Genomic DNA, 26,246 nt, shown 5'->3' with positions numbered 1-26,246 from the left:
ACGCTTCATCATCGTCCCGGCCCCGCTCGCGCAGGCGCAGTCCCATGACCCGGTTCTTCATCGACCGCCCGATCTTCGCCTGGGCGATCTCCCTGTTCATCATGCTGGTGGGGGCGATTTCGGTCTTCGTCCTGCCGGTGTCGCAATACCCTGACGTGGCCCCCGTCACGATCCAGGTCACGGCGACCTATCCGGGCGCCCCGCCCGAGCGGCTCTATGACGGCGTCACCCGCATCATCGAGGAGGAGCTCAACGGCATCCCGGGGCTCATGTACTTCGAGAGTACCAGCGACACCTCGGGCCAGGCCCAGATCATGGCCTCGTTCGCGCCGGGCTCGGATGCCTCCAAGGCCACCGTCGCGGTCCAGAACCGGATCAAGCGCATCGAGGCGCGCCTGCCGCGGGCGGTGACCCAGCAGGGCGTCATCGTCGAGGAAGCCAGCACGAGCTTCCTGCAGTTCGTCACCCTGAGTTCCCGCGACGGCGCCATGAGCGAGATGGATCTCGGCGACCTCGCCGCCCGGCGCGTGCTCGGTGAATTGCGGCGCGTGCCGGGGGTCGGGCGCGCCACCCTGTTCTCGTCCGAGAAGGCCCTGCGGATCTGGATCGATCCGGTCAAGCTCGTCGGCCTCAACCTGACGGCGGCCGACGTCACGGCGGCGGTGGGCGCGCAGAACGCCCAGATCGCCTCCGGCATCGTCGGGGCGCAGCCGGCCAGGCAGGGCCAGCGCATCGCGGCGAACGTCCTGGTGAAGGGACAGCTGACGACGCCGCGCGAGTTCGGCGAGATCGTCCTGCGCGCCAACATGGACGGCTCGCTGGTGCGCCTGCGCGATGTCGCGGAGGTCGAGCTCGCCGGCCAGTCCTACGCCATGCAGACCCGCCTCGACGGGCGTCCCGCCGCCGGCATCGGCATCCAGCTCGCGCCCGGCGGCAATGCCCTCGCCGCCGCCACGGGCGTGCGGGCTAAGATCGCCCAGCTCGGCAAGACCCTGCCCGCCAACGTGAGGATCAGTATCCCCTACGACACCACCCCCTTTGTCGAGGTCTCGATCCGGCAGGTGCTGATGACCCTCGCCGAGGCGATGGCGCTGGTCTTCGCGGTGATGTTCCTGTTCCTCCAGAACATCCGCTACACGATCATCCCGACCATCGTGGTGCCGGTGGCCCTGCTCGGCACCTGCGGCGCCCTGCTGCTCGCCGGGTTCTCCATCAACGTGCTGACCATGTTCGGCATGGTGCTGGCCATCGGCATCCTCGTCGACGACGCCATCGTGGTGGTGGAGAACGTCGAGCGGATCATGGCCGAGGAGGGCCTGTCCCCGCGCGCCGCCACCGCCAAGGCCATGGGGCAGATCACCGGCGCCATCGTGGGCATCACCCTGGTGCTGGTCGCGGTGTTCGTGCCGATGGCGTTCTTCCCCGGCTCCGTCGGGGTGATCTACCGCCAGTTCGCCGTCAGCATGGCGACCTCCATCGCGTTCTCGGCCTTCCTGGCGCTGTCGCTGACGCCGGCCCTGTGCGCGACCCTGCTCAAGCCCGTCGCGGCCGGCCACGGCCACGCCAAGGGTGGCATGTTCGGCTGGTTCAACCGTCGCTTCGCCGCCGGAACGGAGGCCTACCGGTCCGGGGTGAGCGCGATGCTGAACCGGCCCGTGCGCGCCCTCGCCGTCTACGCCGCGCTCATCGCGGCGTTGGGGTGGGGCTACGCCCGCATGCCGTCGAGCTTCCTGCCCGTCGAGGACCAGGGCTTCATCATCGTCGATGTGCAGACGCCGCCGGAATCCTCGGCCGAGCGCACCCTCGACGTCGCCAGGCGGATCGAGGCGCATTTCGCCCGCGAGCCCGGCGTCGACAACCAGACCGTCCTGCTCGGCTTCGGCTTCTCGGGCCAGGGCCAGAACGCGGCGCTGAACTTCGTCGGGTTGAAGCCGTGGCCGGAACGCGGGCCGTCCGACGGCGCCGACGCCATCAGCGCCCGCGCCAACGCCATGCTGGCCGGCCTGCCCGACGCCGTCGCCATGAGTCTCGCCCCGCCGGCCATCGACTCCCTCGGCAATTCCAGCGGCTTCAGCTTCCGCCTGCAGGACAAGGGCCAGCAGGGCTACGCCGCCCTGGCGGCGGCCCGCGACCGGCTTCTCTCCGCCGCCGCGCAGAGCCCTGCCCTGCAGGGCGTCTACGTCGAGGGCCTGCCGACGGCGCCGCAGGTCGAACTCCTGATCGACCGCGAGAAGGCGAACGCGCTCGGCGTCACCTTCGCGGAGATCAACGACACGCTCTCGACGAGCCTCGGCTCGGCCTACGTCAACGACTTCCCGAATCAGGCCCGCATGCAGCGGGTGATCGTGCAGGCCGAGGCCGGGCGGCGGATGAAGGCCGAGGATCTGCTCGACCTGAACGTGCGCAATGCCCGGGGCCAGATGGTGCCGCTGCAATCCTTCGCGCGGCTGCAATGGACCATGGGCCCGGCCCAGGTGGTGGGCTTCAACGGCTACCCCAGCATCAAGTTCGGCGGCACGGCGGCCCCGGGCTATGCCAGCGGCGACGCCATGGCGGAGATGGAGCGGTTGGCCGGGCAACTGCCGGCCGGTTTCGACTACGCCTGGACCGGCCAGTCCCTGCAGGAGAAGCTCTCGGGGAGCCAGGCGGTCTATCTGCTCGCCCTGTCGCTGTTCTGCGTCTTCCTCTGCCTCGCGGCGCTCTACGAGAGCTGGTCGATCCCGCTCGCCGTGCTGCTGGTAGTGCCGACGGGCGTGGTCGGCGCGGTCTTCGCCATGCTGATGCGCGACATGCCGAACGACGTCTACTTCAAGGTCGGCCTGATCACGGTGATCGGCCTGACGGCGAAGAACGCCATCCTGATCATCGAGGTCGCCAAGGATCTCGTGGCGCAGGGCCGCTCGGTGCGCGAGGCCGCGCTGGCGGCCTGCGCCCTGCGCTTCCGGCCCATCGTGATGACCTCATTCGCCTTCATCCTCGGCGTCGTGCCGCTCGCAATCGCCACGGGGGCCAGCATGAACAGCCAGCGCGCCATCGGCACCGGCGTGCTCGGCGGCATGATCACCGCGACCGTGCTGGCGGTGTTCGTCACGCCCCTCTTCTACGTTCTCATCGCCTCCGCCATCCGCAACAGGCCCGGAGCCGCGCCGGCGGGGTCCGTCGGCGCGCCGGCGAACGCAGTGCCACGGGCCGATGCCGCGAGCGCCGCTCGCTGAACATCGCGGCCCCCGTCGATCAGCGCCCCGTCTCCTTCGACACCTCCATCACGAGGCGGGTCGCGAGGTAGAGCCGCGGCGTGATGCTCGCGAGGACCGCGAATTCGTCGGCGCTGTGATAGTGGCCTCCGACGATGCCGAGGGATTCGAGGATCGCCGGCTTTGCCGGGCTGTCGGGCTGGAAGGCGTAGCCCGCATCCGTGCCGCCGCCGATTTCGGCGAGGGTGAGGTCGGCGCCGAGTTCGGCGTAGATCGCGTGCGCGCGGTCGCCGAGGGCCTGCGTGGCCGGGTTGTGCGGCAGCGGCGGGCGGCCCTTCGCGAGATCGAAGGTCACCTGCGTGTCGGGAACGCGATGCGCGCCGACGATCCTCCGCGCCTGCGTCAGCACCCGGTCGTACTCGCTCGGCAGGAAGTAGCGCATGTCGCCCTCCGCCTTGGCGTCGTCGGGGATGATGTTCGGCTTGGTCCCGCCGTGCATCACGGTCCAATGCAGGCTGGTCCCCTTCGCCGGGTCGCCGAGGTCCTGAAGCTGAAGGATCTGATGCGCGAGTTCGACCACCGCATTGCGGCCGGCTTCCGGCGCACCGCCGGCATGGGAGGCGCGGCCTTTGACGGCGAGGCTCGCGTAGTTGATGCCCTTGGTGGCGACGGTGACGGCGTCGACACCGGCCTCGGCGAAGGACGGCTCGAAGGACAGGACCACGTCCTGCTCGCGGGCGACCTTGGCGATCGCGTCGCGGGACCCGCGCGAGCCGCGCTCCTCATCCGGATTGAACACCACCGTGAGGGTGCCGTAGCCGTCGAAGCGCAGGGCCTCCAGGCCGGCCAGGACGTGGAGAATCATCGCGACGCCGCCCTTCGCGTCGGCGACTCCCGGCCCGTAGGCACGGCCCTCGCGCTCGGTATAGGGGCGCTTGGCGGCGTCGCCCGTGCCGAACACGGTGTCGTAGTGCACGAGCAGCATGATTCTGCGCGTGCCCTTGCCGGAGCGCGTGCCGATCAGGGTGTTGCCGCCGAAGGCGGGGGCGGTCCGGGCGCTCACCGCGAAGCCCGAGGCTTCGAGACGCGCCGTCAGGATCGCCTCGACCTTGGAAAGGCCGGGCACATCGCCGGTGCCGGTATCGACATCGACCAACCCCTTGAGCGTCTCGCGATACGGGCCGTCCTGGGCCCTGGCTGCCGCGAGCACGGCCTCGTCCGGCGCGGACAGGGCCTCGATCGGCGCCAGGGCCACGAGGATGGCGAGAGCGAGTAGGGCAATCGTGCGCATGGGAATCCTTCTCGTCGGGTCGGCAGCCAACGCGGCCCGTCACCGTCCGTCAAGCGAACGGGCTTGGTGGCCTTACCCCGACGCGTTCGCGGCCCGGTCCGGACACCCCGTTGTGAAGGGTGGGGTTGAACGGGACGGACGGGTCATGGGCGGCGGCATGACCGTGCCGGCGTCCGTTCGCGCCGGAGACCGTCTCGGCTCGGGAGCACGGACGAACGACGTGATCGAGGCGGAGCCCGCCGCCCGGGACGGTGTCCCCGCCGCGGCCCTCACCGGCCGGCGCCGAACCCGGAGAAGAACCGCCGCGACAGCGCGCCCAGGCTGTCGATGGCGTAGCCGCCTTCCTGGACGATGAGGGTCGGCAGACCGATCGATGCGACCGCACGGCCCAGGCGCTCGAACCCGGCCTCGCTGACGGCCACCTTCGCCTGCGGATCGTGGGCGTAGATGTCGAAGCCGAGCGACAGGACCAGCACATCCGGGGCGTACCGGTCGAGGGCCGCGCGTGCGGTGTCGAGCGTCTCGAAGAACACGTCTTCCGGCGATCCGTGCGGCATGGGCAGGTTCAGGTTGAAGCCGAGGCCGTCGCCGCGACCGATCTCGTCGGCGTATCCCGCCACGACGGGATAGAAGTTCGTCGGATCTCCGTGAATCGAGACGTAGTAGACGTCGCTTCGGTCGTAGAAGATCTCCTGGATGCCCTGGCCGTGATGCATGTCCGTGTCGAGGACCGCGACGCGCGGGAAGCGCCCGGCCATCCGCGCGGCCGCGACGGCGGCGTTGTTGAGGAAGCAGAAGCCGCCGGCGGCGGAGCGGCGGGCATGGTGCCCCGGCGGCCGGCACAACGCGTAGGCCTCCCGCGCGCCTCCCAGGATGGCGTCGGCCCCCGCGATGGCGCACTGGGCCGAGGCGTACGCGGCCCGGTAGGTGTGCTCTCCGATCGGCGCACTTCCGTCGGCGATGTGGCAGGCCGCCTTCGCCAGGATGCCCGTGGGATTGGCGGTCTGCACGAAGATGTTGGACATCACCTCGTCGCCCCAATCCTCGCCTTCGGCGATCCAGTCCGCATGGGCCGACTGGAGGAAGGCGAGGTAGTCGGGCGAATGCACCGCCGCGATCGGGGCGAGCCCCCGATCCTCCGGCTCCGCCACGTCGAAGCCGAGGCTGCGCGCGGCGTCGAGGAGAGCGCCGGTGCGGGTCGGAAGCTCCTGCGGCGTCCGCATGGCACCCCGCGAGAAGTAGGTGCGGGGTTCGTGCAGGGATTGATCCCGATGGAAGTAGGTTCTCATCCGGCGACCCTCAGGCGGCTTGGGGAAGCGCGTCCGTCCGGTTGCGCAGGGCGTGCAGCGCCAGGACGGACACGAGGGAGATGGTCGAGATGAGGCTGAACAGGATCGCCAGCGGCATCCAGTTCCCGTTGGCGTTCTGGGCCAGCATGGTGCCGAGCAGGGGGGTCAGTCCGCCGAAGATCGCACCGCTGAGCTGATAGGCCATGGAGATCCCGGTGTAGCGGTACCGCGTGGGGAAGGACGCGCTGACGTAGCCGGCGATGACCGCGTAATACGCGCCGAGGCCGGCCACGGCGATGCCGATCCCGAGGGTGACGCTGACGAGGTCGCGCTGCTCGACGAGCATGAACATGGCGTAGGGTGCGACGATGGAATACGCGGCGGTGCAGACGAGGAACCGGATCACCGAGGTCCGCTCGGCGATGTAGGCCGAGAGCGGCGTGATGACGAACTGCATGATCGAGACGATCAGCAGGCAGTCGATGATCGTGCCCCGCGCGAGCCCGAGGTAGCTCGTCGTGTAGGAAATCATGAACGTGTTGGTGAAGTAGAACCCGGAAATGCCGAGAACGTTGCTGCAGATCGCCGCGATCAGGAGCCCCTTGGAAGTCGCGAAGATCTCCCGGAGCGGGGCCTGATCCTGCTTGAGGCTGGCGAGGCGCTGCCGCTGGGCGGCGATGAAGTCCGGAGATTCCTTCACGCCCATGCGAATGGCGAACCCGACCACCAGCATGACGGCGCTGAACAGGAACGGCACGCGCCACCCCCAACTGAGCAGCTCGGCCTCGGGCAGGAGGGTGACGAACTTGAACATGACCATGGACAGGATCAGCCCGGCCGGGCTTCCGAGCTGGGCGAAGGACGCCATGAACGTCCGGCGGTCCTCGGTGCGGGCGTGCTCGCCGGCGAGCAGGACGGCGCCGCCCCATTCGCCGCCGACCGCGATGCCCTGGACGAACCGGAGCGTCACCAGCAGGATCGGCGCCCAGATGCCCACCATGGCATGCGTCGGCAGGAGGCCGATGAGGATCGTCGACACGCCCATCATGACGAGGGTGATGATGAGGGATTTCTTCCGGCCGACGCGGTCGCCGAGATGGCCGAAGATCGCACCACCCAGGGGACGCGCCAGGAACCCGACGGCGAAGGTGCCGAACGCGGCGAGCGTCCCGTAGAAGCTGTCGACCTGCGGGAAGAACAGTCGACCGAAGACGAGCGCGGCCGCCGTTCCGTAGATGAAGAAATCATACCATTCGATCATCGTCCCGACGAACGCGGCGATGCCGGCCCTCACCGGTTGATGCATGTCCGTCACGTCGCCCGTCATCGGCCCGAACCCCCAGAGATTGCGCGGCACGTTCGTCCGGACGGCGGACCCGCCGCCGCTCGTCCTCACGAAGCGCAAGGAGCTGGACGAAGCGCAAGGAGCTGGCCAGAGTTCGCACCGACGCTCAAGAGCGGCGATCTGGTTCGCCTGTGGGCGACCCCGTCGCGTCGCGGGCCCGGCGGGATCGATGTCCACCGTTGCGCGGTCGGGAAACCCGGCGAACGCGCTACGGGCGCGGTGCCGCGGGCGCACCGGACTTGCTGTCGGCCTTGCCGAGGGTGTCGGCCGTGCCGTTGTGGTCGGACGGCCGGCCGCCGGGATTTGGGTTCGTGTCGGGGGCGGAGCCCGTGGTCCGATCGTCGGCCTTCTCGCCGTTGCTCTTCACGCTGCCGGGATTGTTCATGGTGCCGCCGGCCGCCGGGTTCTGCGCGAAGGCGGCGCCCGTCAGCGACAGGATCAGGGAGGCGGTGAGGACAAGGGTCGCGCGCATGAAAAGTCCGTACTTCGAGCGTTGGTATGGACGGGCAACGCGCCCGGGCCCGTGTTCGTTCGCCGTCCGGCGCCGCGCTTGCCAACGGTCCGCGGCGGACGCATTCAACACGCTGTCGCCGCTGCGAGCCCATCCCCCATGTCCCCTTCGACTCCAATGCCGGATCTTCCGCGCCGGGATGGATTGCCGCCGGGCCGGCGCGGCCGGGCGATGGTGGCGGTGCTCACCGGCGTGGCGCTCGCCACCCTCGACACCGCCATCGCCAACACCGCCCTGCCGACCATCGCGGCCGATCTCGGCGTCGATCCGGGCGCCTCGGTGTGGATCGTCAACGCCTATCAGCTCGCCGTGGTGGCGACCCTGCTGCCGATCGCGGCCCTGGGGGAGATCGTCGGGCAGCAGCGGATCTACATCGCCGGCTTCATCCTGTTCACGGCGGCCTCCCTCGTCTGCGCCCTCGCCTGGTCCCTGCCCACCCTGGTGGCGGCCCGCGTGCTCCAGGGCGTCGGCGCGAGCGCCCTGATGGCCGTGAACATCGCGCTCATCCGCTTCATCTATCCCGCCGACCGGCTCGGGCGCGGCGTCGGGCTCAACGCCTTCGTGGTCGGCGTCGGCTTCGCCGTTGGTCCGACCGTGGCGTCCCTGATCCTCGTCGCGGCGCCGTGGCCGTGGCTCTTCGCCGTCAACGTGCCCATCGGCCTCGGCGCCCTGGCCCTGGCCTGGACCGCGCTGCCGGACACCGGACGCTCCGGCCACCGGTTCGACGTGCCGGGCGCGTTCCTGAACGCCGCCGCCTTCGCCCTCCTCGTGCTCGGGCTCGGCGAGGCCGCCCACGAGGCGCCGCTCTGGCACATCCTGGCGGAGATCGCCGGGTCGCTCGCCTGCTTCACCCTGCTCCTGCGCCGGCAGGCGGGCCACCCGGCGCCGATGCTCGCCGCCGATCTGCTCCGGCGACCGCTCTTCGCCCTCTCGGCCCTGACGTCGGTGTGCTCCTTCGCGGCCCAGGGCCTCGCCTTCGTCTCCCTGCCCTTCCTGTTCCAGCACACCCTCGGGCGCAGTCAGGTCGAGACCGGCTTCCTGATGACGCCGTGGCCCGTCGTGGTCGCCGCGATGGCGCCGCTGGCCGGACGCCTCTCGGACCGCTACCCGCCGGGGCTGCTCGGCGGCATCGGCCTCGCCGCCCTCGCGGTCGGCATGGGATTGCTGGCGAGCCTGCCGGCGAGCCCGAGCGTCGTGGATATCGGCTGGCGCATGGCGATCTGCGGCGCCGGCTTCGGCTTCTTCCAGGCCCCGAACCTGCGCGCCATCATGACGAGCGCGCCGGCGGCACGCTCGGGGGGCGCGAGCGGCATCGTCGCCACCGCCCGCCTCCTCGGCCAGACCATGGGCGCGGCCCTCGTGGCCGCCTGCTTCGTCATCACGGAGGCCCATGGGCCGGCCCTCGCCCTCGGGCTCGGCGGCGTCTTCGCGGCCGTCGCCAGCGCCGTGAGCTTCCTGCGCCTCGCGGTTGGCCCCGGGACGACGGCCGGTTCCGCGTAGCAGTCCGCGATGGGACGCCCGACGCGCCCGCGCGTTGTCCCGCCGGCGCCCTGTCACCGACGCCCGAGGACACCGACATGACGAAGCTCTTCATCGCCAACATCCGCGCCGCCGAGGGCGTCAGGCCGCTCGTGACCGTCCGTGCGGCCGCCGAGGGCGAGGCCCGCCTGTTCCTCGCCGCCGCCTATCCCGACGACGAGGTGATCGACGTGGCCGAGCCGAGCGACTGGACCACCGACGCGGATACCGGCGCCCAAGACGGCGACATCCGCGAACATGCCGGTGTGGCGTGGCAGGCGCCGTCGAGCCTCGCCTAGCGCATCGTCCCGAAAGCCGGCAACCACCGTTCGGGACGATGCTCCAGCGGCCGAGCTCGCCTCGCGGGGCACTCCGCTCAGAACTCGATGCCGAAGCGGACCCGCAGGTTGTGGCGGGCGAACTGGGTCAGGCTGAGCGCCCGGTCGGTGAACGCGGGGTCGCGGTCGTGGCCGATGACCTGGGCCGCGTAGGCGATCGTGAGGAAACCCTTCTCCGAGACCTGGTAGTGCAGCACCGGTCCGAGGAACACGGCATGCCCGAGGAACCGGTTGAGGAACGCACCGTCATAGGCGCGCATGGCCCGGATCTCCGGCCCGAGGAACAACGTCTCCGTCATCCGGGCCATCAGCGTCCCCGACAGGGCGAGGGTGGAGGATCGATCGACCTCGCCCGAACCCTTGAGGCGCGCCACCGACGGATCGTAGATCAGGTTCGCGCCGACCCACAGCCTGTCCGGAATCAGGCGCGCATCCGCCATCAGGCGCGTGTCCATGCTGAACACGTCGGCACCCCGCCCCTCGATGGGCGTCACCCGCGAATACAGGGGCTCCGCCTGCAGGGCGAGGCCGAAGGGGTGGTCGTCCGTGCGCTTGAGGACCTGATACTTCATTTCGAGGGAGCCGCCGTTGACGGTGGCGAACGCTTTGTCGGGCACGCCCGCGACGTTGCGATCGCGCCGCGCGTCGAATTGCAGGCCGGGCTCGATGCTGAAATTGTCGGTGGGATCGACCTGGTAGCTGACGATGGGCTCGGCGGCGCCGTATCCCGAGGCCCCCGGGCCACCGCGCCGCTTGCTGAAGCGGCCGATGGTGTCGACGACCACCTCCTGCTCGCCCGCCTTGCCGGTGTCGGTCCCCTCCGTGAACCCGAACAGGTTCTCGGAATCGACCTTGTCCGGTTCGCCACCCTTCCCCCGATCGTGCCCGGGCTCGGCCCGGGCGGCTCCCGCGAGCGTCGCCGCAAAGAGGACGAGGCCCAGGACCGTCGCGTGGGCGTGCCGATATGCGCGACGACGCCGCGTGCGGAAAGTCTGAGGCATCGCGCACGCTAGCCCGCGCGCACGATCCTGGCTGATGCACAAAGGTGACAGGACGATATCTCGGGAAGCAGAAAAAGGCTTTTGCCGGAGATCCATCACGGGTTGCAAAAGTCGTCGACGCACCCAGGATGAGTATCGGCGCGGCGTTTCCGCAGCGCGGTGGAACGCGTTCGGCAATGGCCTATCGTTCGAAGGTCTTCGTCACGCGCGCCTCGTCCGGCAACATTGCGGATCCCGGCTTCCGACGAATCCCACGATTCCCGAATCTGCTGCGATCGGAATTCGTCGACTGAAGACCAGATTAATTCGATGACGATCTATGATCTGACTACGCGATTCGGTGTTTTACGCCAAACTCATGTCATGAATGGCAATGGGAGTTCTGATTTGACACAATCCCACGATTTGTGAATGGCTTCCGGTGCGGTTTTATTCAGCGAATATCAAATGCAAGCCTCCTCAATCCGAGCCCTGAACCGGATAGTACATCTGAATAAATAGGATAAAATTCGATTCGATTTATAAATAACACATGACCGAATATTGATCTACAGATGTGTTTTCGAGAGATCGCAAAGATAGAACATTAACGCCAAAATAATAACTTCAGGAAACAATTGGCGCGTCACTGACCTGGACGACCTGTGCGCGGCAGCTCGTCTGGTACCTCACGCGCCGAATCGTCTCATGCGCATCACCCTCAAAGCCACCCTCGCCGCCCTCTTCGGGGGCGTCGCGCTCATCGTTGCGGGCCAGGGCATCCTCTCGATCTCGAAACTCGCCACGATCCGGCAGGGCGTGAACGAGGTGGCGGCGAACTGGCTGCCGTCCGTCGCGACGGTCAACGAGATCAATGCCGCCGCCAGCCAGCTGCGCCTGAGGCAGTATCGCCTCGTCACCACCTCGACGAACCCCGAGAAGCTGGCCGAGAACCGGCGCTTCTACGAGGCCGCGACCGTCGTCATGGCGGAGGCGCGCAAGCGCTACGAACCCCTGATCTCCTCGCCGGAGGAGCAAGCCCTGTATGGACGCTTCGCCGAACTCTGGAGCCACTACGATCAGTCGAGCCGGCACCTCGTCGGCCTGATGGAGACCGGCCGCCAGGCCGAGGCCCTGGCGGAGCTCGTCGGCCCCGATCTGCTCAAGACCTATTCGGAGGCCGGCGAGATGCTCGGCCGCAACGTCGACCTGAATCGGAAGGGCGCGCAGCGGGATGCGGATGCGAGCGTTTCCACCGTCGACTCCGCCTCGTTCATGGCGATGGTGTCGATCATCCTGACGGCCCTGGTCGCCCTCGGGGCGATGCTGATCGGCCTCGTGCGGATTTCCCGTCCGATCACGGCGATGACCGGGGCGATGAGCGGCCTGGCGACCGGCGATACCGCGACCGTCGTTCCCCACCGGGCGCGGGCGGACGAAATCGGCGCCATGGCGCAGGCGGTTCAGGTGTTCAAGGACAACATGATCCGGACGCAGCAACTCGAGAGCGAGACGGCGCAGGCCCGCCTCGCCGCCGAGGAGCAGCGCAAGGCCGGCATGCGGCAGATGGCGGATCGTTTCGAGCAGGCCGTCGGCGGCATCATCGGCATGGTCTCGTCCTCGGCGACCGAGCTGCAGGCGACGGCGCAGACCATGACGTCGACGGCGGCGGAGACCGCCTCGCAATCCACCACCGTCGCGGCCGCCGCCGAGGAAGCCGCGGTGAACGTCAACACGGTCGCGGCCGCCGCGGAGGAACTCGGAGTTTCCGTCCAGGAGATCGGCCGTCAGGTCAGCGGTTCGGCGCAGATGGCGCAGGCCGCGGTGACCGAGGCGGGCGCGACGGCGGTCCTCGTCCAGGAACTGGCCCAGGCCGCGAGCCGGATCGGCGACGTGGTGGGTCTGATCTCGACGATCGCCAGCCAGACCAATCTCCTCGCCCTCAACGCCACCATCGAGGCCGCCCGCGCGGGTGAAGCGGGCCGCGGATTCGCCGTGGTGGCGGCCGAGGTCAAGGAACTCGCGAACCAGACGGCCAGGGCGACCGACGAGATCGGCGGCCAGATCGGCCGCATCCAGGCAGCGACGGGCCAGGCGGTCTCGGCGATCGGCGGGATCACCACCCGCATCCAGGATATCAGCGGGACGGCCACGGCGATCGCGGCGGCCGTCGAGGAGCAGGGGGCGGCGACGCAGGAGATCGTTCGCAACGTCGCCCAGGCGGCGACGGGCACCGGCGAGGTGACGAGCAACGTGGCCGGCGTCGCCCAGGCCGCGGAGGAGACCGGCGCCGCGGCGGCCCAGGTTCTCGGTGCGGCCTCCGAACTCTCCCGCCAGTCCGAGCATCTCGACGCCGAGGTGGCCCGCTTCCTCGCCACCGTGCGCGCGGCGTAAGACGACCGGGCGCATCGCCGGGAGCCCGGGGATGCGCCCGATCGACGGGCCCGATGTCCCCCCTCGTTCGGCCGACGAGATTCATTTGAGGAGCGGTCAACTCGGGTTCCCGCTCCTGGAAGGCTACCGGATTCACACAACTGCGAATGGGCCGATTCTGTGCAGCGGCAGGCATCCAGATGCGGGCGGGAGGCGCACCGGGGCTTCCTCTCCATCCAGGCAGGGCGATCGCAGATGCGCTTTCTCGGCGCTCGAACAAAGAAGCACGGCGCTTCGAACGGTCGTGACGGGCTCCCTCTCCTTTCAGGAGAGGGGACCTGCGCTGCCCGCGAGATGTGTGAATGCCGTAGCCTGGAGGAAGGCGGAGCACCGATGGGCCTCACGCCCGTTTGGCGCGCTTCCCGAAGGCCACGGCCAGCCGCGTGCGGGCCCGCTCGGGAATCTCCGTCTGCGACTCGATCCGCACCATCGGCATCTCCGCGCCGATGAGGCTTTTCGGGTCGAAGGTGAAGTGCAGGGACCGCAGGCCGATCTCCAGCGCCACCACGCCGTCGGCCTGGGTCAGGTCCTCGCCGAAGATCTCGATGAGGGGGCCGTCGGGGTCGCCCTTCTCGATCTGGATGATGAAGTAGCCGGCCGGCTCCTCCTCGTCGTCGGCGCCGGAGACGAGGCAGATCCCGTTCTCCTCGTCGTAGCGGACGCGCTGGACCGAGAAGGTGGTGATGTCGTCGTCCATGCTCAGCGCTGTCCGTGTCGGGTCTCGAGAAACAGGTCTTTGTATTGGCGCGGCTGGGAGCGCCAATACTGCTTGGGCGCCCGCACCTTGCCCCCGAGTTCCGCCGCCGCGTGCCAGGGCCAGCGCGGATCGTAGAGTAGCGCGCGGGCGAGCGAGATGGCGTCGGCCTTGTTCTCGGCGAGGATCGATTCGGCGTGGGCGGCTTCCGTGATGAGGCCGACCGCGATGGTGGTCAGCCCGGTCTCGGCCTTGATGCGTTCGGCGAACGGCACCTGATAGCCGGCCGAGAGCGGGATCTGCTGCGCCGTCGAGAGGCCGCCCGTGGAGACGTGGATGGCGGCCGAGCCCCGGCGCTTGAGGGCGTGGGCGAGTTCCACGGTCTCGTTGAGGGTCCAGCCGTCCTCGACCCAGTCGGTGGCCGAGACGCGCATCCAGACGGGTTTTCCCGCCGGCACGGCGTCGCGCACGGCCTCGAAGCATTCGAGCGGGAAGCGCATGCGGTTGGCGAGGTCGCCGCCGTACTGGTCCGTGCGCTGGTTGGAGAGCGGCGACAGGAACTGGTGCAGGAGGTAGCCGTGCGCCCCGTGCAGCTCGAACCCGTCGATGCCGAGCCGGAGCGCCCGGCGGGCCGTCGCCACGAAGCCGTCGCGGATGCGCTTCAGCCCCTCCGAATCGAGGGCGTGGGGCGGGACCTCGTCGGTGCCGTGGGCGACCGCCGAGGGCGCTTCCGTGCGCCAGCCGTCGGGGGCGTCGGGCGGGATCTGCGCGCCGCCGTCCCAGGGGGCGCGGCTCGAGGCCTTGCGTCCGGCATGGTTGATCTGGATCGCGATGGGGATGGGGGCATGCGCCCGGACGGCGTCGAGGACGCGGCCGAGGGCCAGCTCCGTCGCGTCGGAATAGAGCCCGAGGTCGGTCGGCGAGATCCGCGCCTCGGGCGAAACCGCCGTCGCCTCCAGGGTGAGGAGACCGGCCCCGGATTGGGCCATCTGGGCGAGGTGCATGAGGTGCCAGTCGCCGGCCTGGCCCGCATGGGCCGAGTACTGGCACATGGGCGCCACGATGATGCGGTTCTCGAGTTCGAGGTCGTCGAGGCGCAGGGGCTCGAACAGGCGGACGGTCATGGGTGGCTCTCCCGGGCGATGTCCGCCCTTTTGGCCGAACCGGCGCCCCCCGGCTAGGGCGTCAGACCCCGCGCCTTCAGGCTCGCGCCGATCTCGTCGAGCACGCCCGCATCGTCGATGGTCGGCGGCGTGGTCCAGGGCTCCCCGTCGGCGATCCGCTTCATGGTCCCGCGCAGGATCTTGCCGGAGCGGGTTTTCGGCAGCCGCGCCACGGTGAGCGCCAGCTTGAACGCCGCGACGGGGCCGATGCGCTCGCGCACCCGGGCGACGAGTTCGGCTTCGATGGCGCCGGTGTCGCGATCGACGCCGGATTTCAGCACCACGAAGCCGCAGGGCTGTTCGCCCTTCAGGGGATCGCGGATGCCGATGACGGCGCATTCGGCCACGTCGGGGTGCCCGGCCAGCACCGCCTCCATCCCGCCCGTGGACAGGCGGTGGCCGGCGACGTTGATGATGTCGTCCGTGCGCCCCAGCACCGTGACGTAGCCGTCCGCATCGACCACGCCCGCATCCGAGGTGTCGTACCAGCCGGGATAGGTGGTGAGGTAGCTGGCGCGGAAGCGCGCGTCCGAGCCCCACAGGGTCGGCAGGCACCCGGGCGGCAGGGGCAGGCGCAGGGCGATGGTGCCCATGGTGTCGGCGGGCACGCGGCGGCCGGCCTCGTCGAGGACCGCGAGGTCGTAGCCCGGCATCGGCACGCAGGCGCTGCCGTGCTTGACCGGCAGGAGGCCGAGGCCGAGGGGATTGCCGGCGATGGCCCAGCCCGTCTCCGTCTGCCACCAATGGTCGATGACCGGGCGGCCGAGCGCCCGTTCGGCCCAGGCGACGGAATCGGGGTCGGCCCGCTCGCCGGCGAGGAACAGGCTGCGGAAGCCGGAGAGGTCGTAATCCGCCACCCGCTCGGCGCGCGGATCGTCCTTCTTGATGGCGCGCAAGGCCGTCGGCGCGGTGAACAGGCAGACGGCGCCGTACTCGGAGACCACCCGCCACAGGGCGCCGGCATCGGGCGTGCCGACGGGCTTGCCCTCGTACAGGATGGTGGTGCAGCCGTGGAGCAGCGGGCCGTAGACGATGTAGGAATGCCCCACCACCCAGCCGATGTCGGAGGCGCAGAAGTAGGTCTCGCCGGGCGCGACGCCGTAGAGGTTGGGCATCGTCCAGGCCAAGGCCACGCAATACCCGCCGGTGTCCCGCACCACGCCCTTCGGCTTGCCCGTCGTGCCTGAGGTGTAGAGGATGTAGAGCGGGTCGGTGGCCGCCACGGGCGTGCACGCGGCCCGGCGGCCCGCCGCCTTCGCCTGCGCCACGGCCTCGGCCCAGTCCCGGTCGCGCCCCGCCACAAGGGACGCCTCCCCTTGCGGGCGCTGGAGGATGAGGCAGGCCTCGGGCTTGTGCGAGGACGCCGCGAGGGCGGCATCGAGCAGCGGCTTGTAGGCGACGACACGGTTCGGCTCGATCCCGCACGAGGCGGCGAGAACGACCTTCGGCGCGGCGTCGTCGATGCGCAGGCTCAGTTCGTTGGCGGCGAAGCCTCCGAACACCACGGAGTGGACGGCCCCGAGCCGGGCGCAGGCGAGCATGCCGAACAGGGCTTCGGGCACCATCGGCATGTAGATCACCACCCGGTCGCCGTGGCCGACCCCGAGATCGGCGAGGAGTCCGGCGAGCGTCGCCACCGCGTCGAGCAGGGCCGCGTACGTGATGGTGCGCCGGGTACCGGTGACGGGCGAATCGTAGCGGATCGCCGCCTGCGCGCCCCGCCCGGCCGCGACGTGCCGGTCGACCATGTTGTGGCAGGCATTCAGCGTGGCATCGGGAAACCAGCTTCCGTAGGCGCCGGCCGTTGCATCGAAGGCGCGCGCGGGCGGACGCGTCCAGTCGAGGGCCCTCGCGGCGTCGAGCCAGAACGCTTCGGGGTCGGCGAGGGAAGCCGCGTGCAGGGCGGCGTAGGGCATCTCGCCGGTGGGGCCGGGCCGCGAAGTGGCTGTCTCGTCCATCGTTCCTCCGGTCGTCGGACCGGTCGTAACCGCCGGTTTGGGCCGGAGCTTACGCGCTTTTCGCGCGCGGCGAAGGGCTTGTCCCGGGAGACTCTGTCCCGGAAGACCCCGCCCCGGAGAAGGCCCTGCCCAAACGAGAACCGCCGCCCTGGAGACCAGCGGCGGCGGCGAACGCTAAGAGAAACAAACGTTGGGTCCAGGCGGCTCAGTGAACCGAATCGGTGTCGCTTCGAAGCCGGTTCATCTCGTCCTTGAGAAGGAGTTTCTTTCTCTTGAGTTCTGCGATGCGCAGATCGTTCGCCGAGGGTCGGTGGGTGGCGTCGTGGATCTCCCGCTCGAGGGCTTCGTGCTTCCGGGCGAGCTGGGTGAGGTGCGTCTGCAGTGACATGAGTGTCTTCTCCTGTCTCGTTTCGACGGGCGGGAGACTGGCACACGATGAGCCGGCTGTCGAAGCCTATCGACGGCCATGCTTGACGGAACTTTGTGCGAGCCTTCGATGTGCACGCCCATTCGGGGGTTCTTGCCGAGGGCGGACCGGTGCCGCATGGTCGCGGCCAGGGCGTCCCGGGACATCAGGTGCGATGGCGAGTGAGTTGAACGACGACGAACCGACGGCGTCCGCCGAGGAACTGGAGCGGCTCAAGCAGGAGCACCGCGACCTCGACGGCGCCATCGACGCCCTGGAGCTGAGCGTGGCCGGCGACCAGCTCCAGATCCAGCGCCTGAAGCGGCGCAAGCTCGCCCTGCGCGACCGGATTTCCTACATCGAGGACCAGATCACGCCGGACATCATCGCCTGAGGGCGGCGGTCCGCTCGCGCTCGGTCGGGATGGGGGCGAGCGTCCCCCAAGCCCCTCGAACCCCTGAGCTCCGGCCCCGGGCGGACGTTCGGGCCGCGCGCCGCGCCCGCCGTCGCATCGTCATCCACGCCGGGCCGCCTCGATGGCCGCAACGTCGATCTTGCGCATGCCCATCATGGCGGTGAAGGCGCGCTTCGCCTCCTCGCCACCGGCGGCCAACGCGGCGGTGAGAACCCGTGGCGTGATCTGCCACGAGATGCCCCAGCGGTCCTTGCACCAGCCGCACGCGCTTTCCTGTCCACCGTTGTCGACGATCGCGTTCCACAGACGGTCCGTCTCCGCCTGATCCTCCGTCGCGATCTGGAACGAGAAGGCCTCGTTGTGCCGGAAGGCGGGCCCGCCGTTCAGGCCGAGACACGGGATGCCGGCGACCGTGAACGTGACTGTCAGCACGTCACCCGCCTTTCCGGACGGGTAATCGGCCGGCGCCAGGTGGACCGCCCCCATCGCACTGTCCGGAAACGTGTCGGCGTAGAAGCGGGCGGCTGCCTCCGCCTCCCTGTCGTACCAGAGGCAGATCATGGCCTTGGCTACCATAGCGGCTCCTCCCTCGCGCTGCCGACGGACGAACACCGTCCGCGTCCGCGCCGATTCTGCCACAGGACGTTCCTCCGGACATCCGGCGTCGAGGCTGCAAGGATGCCAGGATGCCAGGATGCAAGGAGACCGCTCGACATCCCGTCGGTCTTTTCGTCCGGGATCGATCCGATCCTCCACCGGTACCGCCCTCCGCCGGTCGCCCGCACGGCCCGCAATCCGCAGGGGATGGCCCGCCCCGGATTCCCGCCCCGGCCGGCGGCCGTCTTGCGGCCCAGCCACGGCGCGCGTATGCGGCTGGATTGGGGTGCCGCAGGCCCCCGCCCCCTGAATCCATAGGGATGGGACGACGATGGCGGGAGCCAATCCGGTCGCGATCATCATGGGCAGCCAGTCCGACTGGGCGACCATGCGCCATGCCGCCGAGACCCTCGACGCCCTCGGCGTCGCCCACACCGACCGCATCGTCTCGGCCCATCGCACGCCCGATCGCCTCGTCGCCTTCGCCAAGGGCGCGAAGGCCGAGGGTTTCCAGGTGGTGATCGCCGGGGCCGGCGGAGCCGCGCACCTGCCCGGCATGACCGCCGCCATGACCCCCCTCCCCGTCCTCGGCGTGCCCGTCGAATCGAAGGCCCTGTCCGGCCAGGACAGCCTGCTCTCCATCGTGCAGATGCCGGCCGGCATTCCCGTCGGCACCCTCGCCATCGGCCGGGCCGGCGCCGTCAACGCGGCGCTCCTCGCCGCCGCCATCCTGGCGCTCACCGATCCGGGCCTGGCCGCCCGCCTCGAAGCCTGGCGCGCCGCGCAGACCGCGAGCGTCGCCGAACACCCGCAGAGCGACCCTTCTTGATCGTGAAATCCGCCGTGACCGCACCATCCGCCGCGACCGCCACACGAAACGTTCAGCCCGGCTCGACCCTCGGCATCGTCGGCGGCGGTCAGCTCGGCCGCATGATCGCCCTCGCCGCCGCCAATTACGGCCTGAAGGTCCACGTCTTCGCCCCCGACGACGACAGCCCGGCCTTCGACGTCTGCGCCACGCGGACGGTGGCGGCCTACGACGACGTCGAAGCCCTGACGCGGTTCGCCGCCAGCGTCGATGTCGTGACCTACGAGTTCGAGAACATTCCCGCCGCCGCGGCCGAGGCGCTCGCCGCCAAGGCGCCCCTGCGCCCCAATGCCGGGGCGCTGGCCACCACGCAGGACCGGCTCGCGGAGAAGACCTTCCTCAACGGGCTCGGCATCGAGACCGCGCCGTACCGGGCCGTCGACACGCCCGAGGATCTGGTGCGGGCGCTCGACGGGATCGGCCGGCCCGCGATCCTGAAGACCCGGCGCTTCGGCTACGACGGCAAGGGCCAGCGCATGATCCGGGCGGAGGGCGACGTCGACGCCGCCGCGATCCTGGCGGAATTCGACGGCGCGCCCTGCATCCTCGAGGGGTTCGTGCCGTTCGAGACCGAAGTGTCCGTGGTGGCCGCCCGCGGCCCCGACGGGGCGTTCGCCGCCTACGAGCCCTGCGCCAACGAGCACCGCGACCACATCCTCGCCGTCACCCGCGTGCCCGCCCCCGGCATCGCCCCCCAGACCGAGGCCGCCGCCATAGGCATGGCCCGGCGCATCGCGGAGGCGCTGGACTATGTCGGCGTGCTCGCCGTCGAGATGTTCCTGGTGCCGCAGGCCGACGGCCCGGCCCGGGTCGTGGTCAACGAGATCGCCCCGCGCGTCCACAATTCCGGCCACTGGACCATCGAGGGGGCCATCACCTCGCAATTCGCCCAGCACGTCCGCGCCGTCTGCGGCTGGCCGCTCGGCGACCCCGCCCGCGTCGGCGGCATGGGTGTCGAGATGCACAACCTCATCGGCGACGAGGTGTCGGACTGGGCCGGCCTCCTCGCCCAGTCCAGCGCGCACCTGCACCTCTACGGCAAGGGCGAGGCCCGCCCCGGCCGCAAGATGGGCCACGTCACCCGCCTCCTTCCGAAAACCTGATCGTCTCGCGAGCGTCCTCATGACCGACCTTAGCCTTGCCGCTGCCCAGACCCTCGTCGCCAAGGCCCTGGAGGCCGGTCGCGGGCACGGCCTGAAACCCCTGGTCGTGGTGGTGTTCGATGCGCGCGGCGCCCTCAAGGCCCTGGCGGCCGAGGACGGCACGTCCCTGCGCCGGGCCGAGATCGCCATGGGCAAGGCCAACGGCGCGCTGGCTCTGGGGCTGGGCTCGCGCGCCATCGCCAAGCGCGCCGCGGACGATCCGACCTTCATCGCCGCCGTGAGCCACGTCGTCGGCCCGGCCGCCCTGGTGCCGGTGCCGGGCGGCGTCCTCATCCGCGACGGCGCCGCCGTGATCGGTGCGGTCGGCATCTCCGGCGACACCTCGGACAACGACGAACTCTGCGCCGTCGCCGGCATCGAGGCGGCGGGGTTTTCGGCGCAGACCGGCGCCTGACATGGGTTTCCGGTGATCGCGCTGTCTCCGCGGCCCCCCGCCTCCCCCTTGTGGGGAGGCGGAGGAGGCGAGGAAGGTCGGGTGACCCGTCGACGGCTGAGGGTCGCCCAATCACCCCCACCCTCGATCCCTCCCCACAGGGGGCAGGGACGCGCTCACACCCGCCGTGTCCCCGCAAAGGCGGCATGACACCGGCCCCGCACCGCCGCCACTGCCTCGCGGGCCTCGCCGCCGCGGCCCTCGTCCGCCCGGCCGAGGCCGCGCCCGCCGACCTCTACCGGCGCGGCAACGACGCCGATCCCGGGACCCTCGATCCGCACAAATCCTCGACGGTGGCCGAGGCGCACATCCTGCGCGATCTCTACGAGGGCCTGCTCACCTACGACAATCACGGCCGCATCATCCCCGGATGCGCGGAGGCCTGGACCGTCTCCGACGATGGCCTGACCTACACCTTCACCCTGCGCGAGGCCGCGCGCTGGTCGAACGGCGATCCGGTTCTGGCCGCCGATTTCGTCTTCAGCCTGTCCCGCATCCTCGATCCGGCGCTGGGCGCGAAATACGCCGCGGTGCTGGCCCCGATCCGCAACGCCGTCGCGGTCAATTCGGGCGACGCCGCGCCCGACACGATCGGGGTCGCGGCGCCCTCCCCCGACACCCTCGTGATCACCCTGGAGCGGCCGACCCCGTACTTCCTCGAACTCCTGACCCATTCCACCGCCCTGCCGGTCCACCCGGACAGCGTCCGGCGCTGGGGCGAAGCCTTCACCCGGCCCGGAAACCTCGTCTCCAACGGCGCCTACGCCCTGCGCGACGTGGTGCCGAACGACCGCGTCACCCTGGCCCGCAATCCGCATTTCCACGCGGCGGCGGACGTCACGATCCCCGGCGTCGCGTTCCTGCCGACACCCGACCTCGCCAGCGCCGTGCGCCGCTACGCCGGTGGCGAGATCGACTCGCTGGCCGATCTGCCCGGCGACCAGATGGCCTCCCTCAGGGCACGGTTCGGCAGCCAGGTCGTGCTCGGGCCGTCGCTGGGACTCTACGCCCTGGCCCTCGATACCCGCCGCCGCCCCTTCGACGATGTCCGGGTGCGCCGCGCCCTGTCGCTGGTCATCGACCGCGAGTTCCTGGCGCAGCGCCTCTGGGGCGAGACCATGGACCCGGCCTATTCCCTGTGCCCGCCCGGCCTCGACCACTACCGGACGCCGCCGGAACTCGCCGGCCGCGACGCCCTGCCCATCGACCGGGAGGACGAGGCCCGCGCGCTCCTGCGAGCGGCCGGCTTCGGGCCGGGGGATAGGCCCCTCGCCATCGAGTACCGCTTCAATTCCAGCGACAACAACCGCAACACAGCGGTGGCCCTGGCCGAGATGTGGCGCGGCATCGGCGTGGAGACGCGCTTCACCTACACCGACGCCAAGACTCATTTCGCGTACCTGCGCGACGGCCGACCCTTCGGGGTGGCGCGAATTTCCTGGGTCGCCGACTATTCCGACCCGCAGAACTTCCTGTTCCTGCTCCAGGGCGGCAACGACACCCTGAACCCCGGCCACTACGCCAACCCGGATTACGACGCCCTCATGCGGGACGCCGCCGCGGAGACCGACCTCGCCCGCCGGGCCGATCTGCTGTTCCGGGCCGAGACCATCGTGGTCACGGACCTGCCGTGGATTCCGGTGATGCACACCCGCTCCAAGGCCCTGATCAGCCCGCGCCTCTCGGGCTATCACGCGAATCTCCGCAACGCCGCGCCGACGCGCTTCCTGAGGCTGGAGGCGTGATCGGCTTCGTCCTGCGCCGGCTGCTCCAGGCGGTGCCGACCCTGTTCGCCGTGGTGACGGTGAGCTTCTTTCTGATTCGCCTCGCCCCCGGCGGGCCGTTCGATCTGGAACGCCCCCTGGCGCCCGCCGTCATGGCGGCGTTGCGAAAGACCTACGGCCTCGATCAGTCCCTGGCGGTGCAGTACCTGCGCTATCTCGGTGCCCTGGCGCGGGGCGATTTCGGGCCATCCTTCTCGTTTCGCGACCTCGGCGTCGCCGAGCTCCTGGCGCGCGGCCTGCCCGTCTCCATGACGGTCGGCGGCCTCGCCTTCGTGCTGGCGCTGGGTCTTGGCATCGGCCTTGGCGCCGGAGCGGCGTTCCGGCCGGGAGGGGGCCTCGACCGGCTGGTCGGATTCGGTGCCGGCCTCGGACTCGCGGTGCCGACCTTCGTGGTGGCGCCCCTGCTCCAGATCGTGTTCGGCCTCGCGCTCGGCTGGCTCCCCATCGGCGGCTGGGAGGGCGGTGCGCCGCGCCACCTCGTCCTGCCGGTCCTGACCCTCGCCCTGCCCCAGGCCGGCATCCTCGCGCGCCTCACCCGGGCGTCCTTGCGCGAAACCCTCGCCCTGCCCCACATCCGCACCCAGCGCGCCATGGGTCTGCCGGCCCACCGCATCGCCCGCCACGCCCTGCGCGGCGCCCTGCTGCCCGTCGTGGCGATCCTCGGCTCCACCGCCGCCGCCCTGCTCACCGGCTCGGTGGTGGTCGAGACCCTGTTCGGCCTGCCCGGCCTCGGCCGCTACTTCGTCGATGGCGCGCTCAACCGCGACTACACCCTGGTGATGGGCACCGTGGTGCTGGTGGGCGTGTTCGTCGTAATCCTCAACCTCGCCGCCGACGTCGCCTGCGCGCTGCTCGACCCGCGCCTGCGGATCGCCCGATGAGGCGCGTGGCCCTGCGCCTCGTCCGCCACCGGACCGCCATGGCCGCCCTCGGATTCCTCGCGGCGATGGCGCTCGCCTGCCTCGTCGGTCCGGCCCTCACCGGCCATGCGCCGGGGCGGATCTACCCCGACCTCGTCGGCACCGCGCCGGGCCTCGCCGCCCATCCGCGCCCCGAGACGGTGCGGCCGGCCCTGGACCGGCTCGCGTTCCGCATGCGTGTGACGGTGGCGGCCGTCACGATCCGGGACGGAACGGCGCGCGTGACACTTCACGCGCCGAGGCCCATCGACCCGCGCGTGCTGACCTACCTGCCCCGCTCCGACCTGTTCGGCCCGGCGACGATCCTCGACCGGTCGGAGGACGGACGCGGCCTCGTCGTCGCCGCACCCGTGCTGCGGCGACACTTTCTCCTCGGTACCGACAGCCTCGGGCGCGACCTCCTCACCCGCAGCCTCGTCGCCGGCCGGGTCTCCCTCGCCATCGGCCTCGTCGCCACCGGAGTCGCCCTCCTCATCGGCCTCGTCTACGGGGCGGCGGCCGGCTACGCCGGTGGGCGCATCGACGCCGTCATGATGCGGGTCGTCGACGTGCTCTACGCCCTGCCGTTCGTGTTCTTCGTGATCATGCTGCTGGTGTTCTTCCCCGCCGGCCTCGGCCTCATCCTGGTGGCCATCGGCACCGTCGAATGGCTCGACATGGCCCGCATGGTCCGGGCCCAGACCCTGTCCCTGCGCCGTCGCGACTTCGTCCGCGCCGCCGAGGCGCTCGGCCTGTCCGCCTCGCGGATCCTCGCCCGGCACATCGTGCCCAACACCCTCGGGCCCGTGGCCGTCGCCGCGACCTTGTTGGTCCCAAAGGTGATTTTGCTGGAAAGCTTCCTCTCGTTCCTCGGCCTCGGCGTACAGGAGCCGGAGACGAGTTGGGGCGCCCTCATCGCGGAAGGCGCGCGCGCCATCGAATCCGCCCCCTGGATGCTCGCCGTCCCGGCGGCCTTCCTCGTGGCGACGCTGCTGGCCCTCAACGTCCTGGGCGATGCCCTGGGAGAGGCCCTCGACCCGCGCCGCGCGGGCGGTCCATCCGGGCCTCACCGCCCCGGGACAAGCCCCGGATAGACCACCCGGACGGCCCGTCGCTCCCCGGGCGCTTCGGTAGGCGCGTTCCCGCCGACCCGCGGCTCGCGCGGCCCCGCGCCCGTCGATCCCGTCGTGCTCACGTCGGTGGGGCGCAGCCGCCACCATTCGAAGCCGGACCGGGCCGGGCCTTCCGCGCCGAAGGACCGGGCGGAACAGACGAGAACGAAGGGGGCAAGCAGGGCGGCGAGGCCGGCACGGGATGTCATGGGGAAAGTGCATCCGGAAAGAGGATGCCATTTCACCCGGAGAGCGATGAAAGCTTGGCGGAACCGTTGGTGACTTCGGCGGATTGCCCACACCTGTCCCCCAATACGCTTAACGAGGTGTCGATGGCGACCAAGGCAGAGACCGCGTCCGGCCCCACGCCGGAGCGCGTGCCCATGGGCACCGTCATCGACACCGACATCGCCGCCCGTCTCGATCGCCTGCCCTGGGGCCGCTTCCACGTCCTCGTCATCGTGGCGCTGGGCATCACCTGGGTCCTCGACGGCCTCGAAGTGACCCTGGCCGGCTCCCTCGTCGGGGCGCTCCGCGCCGCGCCCATGAGTTTCACGGAATTCGACATCGGCTTGGCAGCAAGTTCCTACTTGGTTGGCGCCGTCGTCGGTGCCCTGGGCTTCGGCTGGCTCACCGACCGCATCGGGCGCAAGAAACTGTTCTTCATCACCCTGGCGCTCTACCTCGCGGCCACCGCCTCCACCGGGCTGTCGTGGAATATCTGGAGCTTCTGCCTCTTCCGCTTCCTCACCGGCGCGGGCATCGGCGGCGAGTACACCGCGATCAACTCGACGATCCAGGAACTCGTGCCCGCCCGCGTGCGCGGCTGGACCGATCTCGTCATCAACGGTTCGTTCTGGATCGGCGCGGCCCTCGGTTCGTTCCTGTCCATCGCGGTGCTGCGTCCGGGCATGATCGACCCGGCCTGGGGCTGGCGCATCGCCTTCTTCGTTGGCGGCGGCATCGGCCTCGTCATCCTGATCCTGCGGACCTGGATTCCCGAGAGCCCGCGCTGGCTCGCCACCCACGGCTACGTTGCGGAGGCCGACCGGGTCGTCACCGGCATCGAGAAGCGCTTCACCGACGAGGGGCTGACCCTGCCGCCCGTCGATCCGAAGAAGCGCATGAAACTGAAGACTCGCAGCCACACGCCCCTGGGGGAAGTGTTCGGCACCATGCTGGGCGGCCACCGCAAGCAGACCCTCGTCGGTCTCGCTCTGATGGTGGCGCAGGCGTTCTTCTACAACGCCCTGTTCTTCACCTACGCCCTCGTGCTGCAGCGCTTCTACGGCGTGCCGGGCGACCATGTCGGCTGGTACCTGCTGCCCTTCGCCCTCGGCTCCTTCCTCGGGCCGCTGCTGCTGGGGCGCCTGTTCGACACCTGGGGCCGACGCCAGATGATCGCCTTCACCTACGGCATCTCGGCGGTGCTGCTCACAATCACCGGCTACCTGTTCAAGATCGAGGTGTTCGGCCCCGTCGGACAGACGGCGGCCTGGATGGTGGTGTTCTTCTTCGCGTCCGCCGCCGCGAGCGCCGCCTACCTCACCGTGGCGGAGACTTTCCCCCTCGAGATCCGGGCGCTCGCCATCGCGGTGTTCTACGCGCTGGGCACCGGCATCGGCGGCGTCTCGGGGCCCCTCCTCTTCGGGGCGCTGGTGGAGACGGGGTCCCGCGACAACGTCCTCATCGGCTACGCCATCGGCGCCACCCTGATGGCGGTGGCGGCCATCGTCGGAGGGATCTGGGGCACCGCGGCGGAGGGCAAGTCCCTGGAGGATGTGTCGAAGCCGCTGGCGGCGGCATGACGCGCGTCCTCGGGCCGGACCCGCAACCTGGGAGCCTCCAACCCGTT

Annotated in this window: 23 protein-coding genes; 13 read left to right on the top strand and 10 right to left on the bottom strand. The window is 70.2% G+C overall.

Annotation, left to right across the window (positions count from 1 at the left end; genetic code table 11):
- The first annotated feature begins 44 nt into the window (after positions 1-44).
- Positions 45-3,215 (top strand): multidrug efflux RND transporter permease subunit, encoded by a 3,171-nt coding sequence (locus tag MKK49_RS20960; RefSeq protein WP_244031796.1) that lies wholly within the window; start codon positions 45-47, stop codon positions 3,213-3,215.
- A gap of 19 nt (positions 3,216-3,234) precedes the next feature.
- On the opposite strand, the gene MKK49_RS20955 is transcribed toward MKK49_RS20960, so the two are convergent.
- The 4 genes from MKK49_RS20955 to MKK49_RS20940 form a co-directional block, all read right to left on the bottom strand.
- Positions 3,235-4,485, bottom strand: coding sequence for a glutamate carboxypeptidase (locus MKK49_RS20955; protein ID WP_244031794.1), 1,251 nt, complete (start codon positions 4,483-4,485; stop codon positions 3,235-3,237).
- Between the two features lie 269 nt (positions 4,486-4,754).
- Positions 4,755-5,774, bottom strand: a complete 1,020-nt coding sequence (locus MKK49_RS20950; RefSeq protein WP_244031792.1) for a histone deacetylase family protein — start codon at positions 5,772-5,774, stop codon at positions 4,755-4,757.
- Between the two features lie 10 nt (positions 5,775-5,784).
- Positions 5,785-7,131 carry an MFS transporter gene (locus MKK49_RS20945; RefSeq protein WP_244031791.1) on the bottom strand — a complete coding sequence of 449 codons (1,347 nt, stop codon included), beginning with the start codon at positions 7,129-7,131 and terminating at the stop codon, positions 5,785-5,787.
- 196 nt (positions 7,132-7,327) lie between these two features.
- Positions 7,328-7,591, bottom strand: coding sequence for a hypothetical protein (locus MKK49_RS20940; protein WP_244031790.1), 264 nt, complete (start codon positions 7,589-7,591; stop codon positions 7,328-7,330).
- Positions 7,592-7,729: 138 nt separating this feature from the next.
- Between MKK49_RS20940 and MKK49_RS20935 the strand changes: the two genes are divergently transcribed.
- Both MKK49_RS20935 and MKK49_RS20930 read left to right on the top strand, forming a co-directional pair.
- Positions 7,730-9,130, top strand: a complete 1,401-nt coding sequence (locus MKK49_RS20935) for an MFS transporter (RefSeq protein ID WP_244031789.1) — start codon at positions 7,730-7,732, stop codon at positions 9,128-9,130.
- 77 nt (positions 9,131-9,207) lie between these two features.
- Positions 9,208-9,447, top strand: a complete 240-nt coding sequence (locus MKK49_RS20930; protein WP_244031788.1) for a hypothetical protein — start codon at positions 9,208-9,210, stop codon at positions 9,445-9,447.
- A 77-nt stretch (positions 9,448-9,524) separates the two neighbouring features.
- Here MKK49_RS20930 and MKK49_RS20925 read toward each other — a convergent pair whose 3' ends face one another.
- Positions 9,525-10,487, bottom strand: a complete 963-nt coding sequence (locus MKK49_RS20925) for a hypothetical protein (protein WP_244031787.1) — start codon at positions 10,485-10,487, stop codon at positions 9,525-9,527.
- Between the two features lie 128 nt (positions 10,488-10,615).
- Between MKK49_RS20925 and MKK49_RS20920 the strand changes: the two genes are divergently transcribed.
- The gene (locus tag MKK49_RS20920) at positions 10,616-10,780 is read left to right on the top strand and encodes a hypothetical protein (RefSeq protein WP_244031786.1); all 165 of its coding nucleotides are present in this window, start codon (positions 10,616-10,618) and stop codon (positions 10,778-10,780) included.
- A gap of 394 nt (positions 10,781-11,174) precedes the next feature.
- A complete protein-coding gene (locus MKK49_RS20915) occupies positions 11,175-12,860 on the top strand; it encodes a methyl-accepting chemotaxis protein (protein WP_244031785.1) in 1,686 nt (561 codons plus the stop codon).
- Between the two features lie 379 nt (positions 12,861-13,239).
- Here MKK49_RS20915 and MKK49_RS20910 read toward each other — a convergent pair whose 3' ends face one another.
- From MKK49_RS20910 to MKK49_RS20895, 4 genes are all read right to left on the bottom strand, one after another.
- The gene (locus tag MKK49_RS20910) at positions 13,240-13,596 is read right to left on the bottom strand and encodes a hypothetical protein (protein ID WP_244031783.1); all 357 of its coding nucleotides are present in this window, start codon (positions 13,594-13,596) and stop codon (positions 13,240-13,242) included.
- Between the two features lie 2 nt (positions 13,597-13,598).
- A complete protein-coding gene (locus MKK49_RS20905) occupies positions 13,599-14,717 on the bottom strand; it encodes an NADH:flavin oxidoreductase/NADH oxidase (RefSeq protein WP_244031782.1) in 1,119 nt (372 codons plus the stop codon).
- A gap of 53 nt (positions 14,718-14,770) precedes the next feature.
- A complete protein-coding gene (locus MKK49_RS20900; RefSeq protein ID WP_279595665.1) occupies positions 14,771-16,714 on the bottom strand; it encodes a propionyl-CoA synthetase in 1,944 nt (647 codons plus the stop codon).
- A 205-nt stretch (positions 16,715-16,919) separates the two neighbouring features.
- Positions 16,920-17,102, bottom strand: coding sequence for a YdcH family protein (locus MKK49_RS20895; protein WP_244031781.1), 183 nt, complete (start codon positions 17,100-17,102; stop codon positions 16,920-16,922).
- A gap of 193 nt (positions 17,103-17,295) precedes the next feature.
- Here MKK49_RS20895 and MKK49_RS20890 point away from each other — a divergent pair, with 193 nt between their 5' ends.
- On the top strand, positions 17,296-17,514 hold the full coding sequence (locus MKK49_RS20890; RefSeq protein WP_244031780.1) for a YdcH family protein: 219 nt from the start codon (positions 17,296-17,298) through the stop codon (positions 17,512-17,514).
- 120 nt (positions 17,515-17,634) lie between these two features.
- Here the strand turns inward: MKK49_RS20890 and MKK49_RS20885 are convergent, their stop codons facing one another.
- The gene (locus MKK49_RS20885) at positions 17,635-18,111 is read right to left on the bottom strand and encodes a VOC family protein (RefSeq protein ID WP_244031779.1); all 477 of its coding nucleotides are present in this window, start codon (positions 18,109-18,111) and stop codon (positions 17,635-17,637) included.
- Positions 18,112-18,463: 352 nt separating this feature from the next.
- On the opposite strand from MKK49_RS20885, the gene purE reads away from it, so the two are divergent.
- From purE to MKK49_RS20850, 7 genes are all read left to right on the top strand, one after another.
- Positions 18,464-18,961, top strand: a complete 498-nt coding sequence (purE, locus tag MKK49_RS20880; RefSeq protein WP_244031778.1) for a 5-(carboxyamino)imidazole ribonucleotide mutase — start codon at positions 18,464-18,466, stop codon at positions 18,959-18,961.
- Between the two features lie 14 nt (positions 18,962-18,975).
- Entirely contained in the window at positions 18,976-20,103 is a 1,128-nt protein-coding gene (locus MKK49_RS20875) for a 5-(carboxyamino)imidazole ribonucleotide synthase (protein WP_313899193.1), read from the top strand.
- A gap of 19 nt (positions 20,104-20,122) precedes the next feature.
- The gene (locus MKK49_RS20870; RefSeq protein WP_244031776.1) at positions 20,123-20,557 is read left to right on the top strand and encodes a GlcG/HbpS family heme-binding protein; all 435 of its coding nucleotides are present in this window, start codon (positions 20,123-20,125) and stop codon (positions 20,555-20,557) included.
- Positions 20,558-20,742: 185 nt separating this feature from the next.
- Positions 20,743-22,341 (top strand): peptide ABC transporter substrate-binding protein, encoded by a 1,599-nt coding sequence (locus tag MKK49_RS20865; protein WP_244031774.1) that lies wholly within the window; start codon positions 20,743-20,745, stop codon positions 22,339-22,341.
- On the top strand, positions 22,338-23,261 hold the full coding sequence (locus tag MKK49_RS20860; RefSeq protein WP_244031772.1) for an ABC transporter permease: 924 nt from the start codon (positions 22,338-22,340) through the stop codon (positions 23,259-23,261). The genes MKK49_RS20865 and MKK49_RS20860 overlap by 4 nt, the downstream gene beginning before the upstream one ends.
- Positions 23,258-24,373: an ABC transporter permease gene (locus MKK49_RS20855; protein WP_244031770.1), complete on the top strand. Its 1,116-nt coding sequence runs from the start codon at positions 23,258-23,260 to the stop codon at positions 24,371-24,373. Before MKK49_RS20860 ends, MKK49_RS20855 begins: the two co-directional genes overlap by 4 nt.
- 350 nt (positions 24,374-24,723) lie before the next feature.
- Positions 24,724-26,199, top strand: coding sequence for an MFS transporter (locus tag MKK49_RS20850; protein WP_244031769.1), 1,476 nt, complete (start codon positions 24,724-24,726; stop codon positions 26,197-26,199).
- Positions 26,200-26,246 lie beyond the last annotated feature (47 nt).

It is taken from the genome of Methylobacterium sp. J-090 (genome assembly GCF_022829345.1).
Taxonomy (GTDB): Bacteria; Pseudomonadota; Alphaproteobacteria; order Rhizobiales; family Beijerinckiaceae; genus Methylobacterium.
The sequence above is the reverse complement of the archived record's forward strand: the minus strand, read 5'-3'. Positions and strand labels throughout refer to the sequence as shown.

What these genes read in the sequence shown, in the direction of transcription:
- MKK49_RS20960 (WP_244031796.1), top strand. Translation starts at nt 45, where the DNA reads ATGACCCGGTTCTTCATCGACCGCCCGATCTTCGCCTGGGCGATCTCC.
- MKK49_RS20955 (WP_244031794.1), bottom strand. Translation starts at nt 4,485, where the DNA reads ATGCGCACGATTGCCCTACTCGCTCTCGCCATCCTCGTGGCCCTGGCG.
- MKK49_RS20950 (WP_244031792.1), bottom strand. Translation starts at nt 5,774, where the DNA reads ATGAGAACCTACTTCCATCGGGATCAATCCCTGCACGAACCCCGCACC.
- MKK49_RS20940 (WP_244031790.1), bottom strand. Translation starts at nt 7,591, where the DNA reads ATGCGCGCGACCCTTGTCCTCACCGCCTCCCTGATCCTGTCGCTGACG.
- MKK49_RS20935 (WP_244031789.1), top strand. Translation starts at nt 7,730, where the DNA reads ATGTCCCCTTCGACTCCAATGCCGGATCTTCCGCGCCGGGATGGATTG.
- MKK49_RS20930 (WP_244031788.1), top strand. Translation starts at nt 9,208, where the DNA reads ATGACGAAGCTCTTCATCGCCAACATCCGCGCCGCCGAGGGCGTCAGG.
- MKK49_RS20925 (WP_244031787.1), bottom strand. Translation starts at nt 10,487, where the DNA reads ATGCCTCAGACTTTCCGCACGCGGCGTCGTCGCGCATATCGGCACGCC.
- MKK49_RS20920 (WP_244031786.1), top strand. Translation starts at nt 10,616, where the DNA reads ATGAGTATCGGCGCGGCGTTTCCGCAGCGCGGTGGAACGCGTTCGGCA.
- MKK49_RS20915 (WP_244031785.1), top strand. Translation starts at nt 11,175, where the DNA reads ATGCGCATCACCCTCAAAGCCACCCTCGCCGCCCTCTTCGGGGGCGTC.
- MKK49_RS20910 (WP_244031783.1), bottom strand. Translation starts at nt 13,596, where the DNA reads ATGGACGACGACATCACCACCTTCTCGGTCCAGCGCGTCCGCTACGAC.
- MKK49_RS20905 (WP_244031782.1), bottom strand. Translation starts at nt 14,717, where the DNA reads ATGACCGTCCGCCTGTTCGAGCCCCTGCGCCTCGACGACCTCGAACTC.
- MKK49_RS20900 (WP_279595665.1), bottom strand. Translation starts at nt 16,714, where the DNA reads ATGGACGAGACAGCCACTTCGCGGCCCGGCCCCACCGGCGAGATGCCC.
- MKK49_RS20895 (WP_244031781.1), bottom strand. Translation starts at nt 17,102, where the DNA reads ATGTCACTGCAGACGCACCTCACCCAGCTCGCCCGGAAGCACGAAGCC.
- MKK49_RS20890 (WP_244031780.1), top strand. Translation starts at nt 17,296, where the DNA reads ATGGCGAGTGAGTTGAACGACGACGAACCGACGGCGTCCGCCGAGGAA.
- MKK49_RS20885 (WP_244031779.1), bottom strand. Translation starts at nt 18,111, where the DNA reads ATGGTAGCCAAGGCCATGATCTGCCTCTGGTACGACAGGGAGGCGGAG.
- purE (WP_244031778.1), top strand. Translation starts at nt 18,464, where the DNA reads ATGGCGGGAGCCAATCCGGTCGCGATCATCATGGGCAGCCAGTCCGAC.
- MKK49_RS20870 (WP_244031776.1), top strand. Translation starts at nt 20,123, where the DNA reads ATGACCGACCTTAGCCTTGCCGCTGCCCAGACCCTCGTCGCCAAGGCC.
- MKK49_RS20865 (WP_244031774.1), top strand. Translation starts at nt 20,743, where the DNA reads ATGACACCGGCCCCGCACCGCCGCCACTGCCTCGCGGGCCTCGCCGCC.
- MKK49_RS20855 (WP_244031770.1), top strand. Translation starts at nt 23,258, where the DNA reads ATGAGGCGCGTGGCCCTGCGCCTCGTCCGCCACCGGACCGCCATGGCC.
- MKK49_RS20850 (WP_244031769.1), top strand. Translation starts at nt 24,724, where the DNA reads ATGGCGACCAAGGCAGAGACCGCGTCCGGCCCCACGCCGGAGCGCGTG.